Annotated in this window: 1 pseudogene; it reads right to left on the bottom strand. The window is 73.3% G+C overall.

The features are described 5' to 3' along the window. Positions 1-248 precede the first annotated feature (248 nt). Positions 249-460 (bottom strand): annotated as a pseudogene (locus A6V37_RS41825) (RNA recognition motif domain-containing protein); the annotation flags it as partial.

Genomic DNA, 460 nt, shown 5'->3' with positions numbered 1-460 from the left:
CCCGTCCACCGTGGCCAGCCCCCCCCGCCCGTCGCGGATCCCTGCCGCGCGATTGGCCGTCACCTCGCCGCCGCCCGCCACGACCTTGCCCGCTCATGCCACATATAGCCACTGCCCAAGCCCGCCCTCCGCCGGTTCTGCTCCTCTCCGCGCCGCGACCACGCCCGCGTGGCTCCGACCCCGCCTCACCTTCGCGCGCCCCTCCACACTCGGCTCGCCTCTCGTCAACCGCTGCACTCCGTGCTACGCTACACGCCCACCGCGTCCTCACCCTCTCCCCCTCCTCCGTCCCTCCCCCCTACCACCACCCCCTTGCGTTCGACCCTACCGTCCACCCCCTCCCCGCCCTCGGCCTTCCGCTCGTCCTCCGTGCTTCCGCCATCATCAGCCCGCTCTTGCAGCCCCTCTCCCATCTCCCTCACCCCTCCTCCCTGCCCCGCCCCCTGCTGCTCTTCCCCCG

Source organism: Paraburkholderia ginsengiterrae (genome assembly GCF_001645125.1).
In the GTDB taxonomy this organism is placed as follows: Bacteria; Pseudomonadota; Gammaproteobacteria; order Burkholderiales; family Burkholderiaceae; genus Paraburkholderia; species Paraburkholderia ginsengiterrae.
The sequence above is the reverse complement of the archived record's forward strand: the minus strand, read 5'-3'. Positions and strand labels throughout refer to the sequence as shown.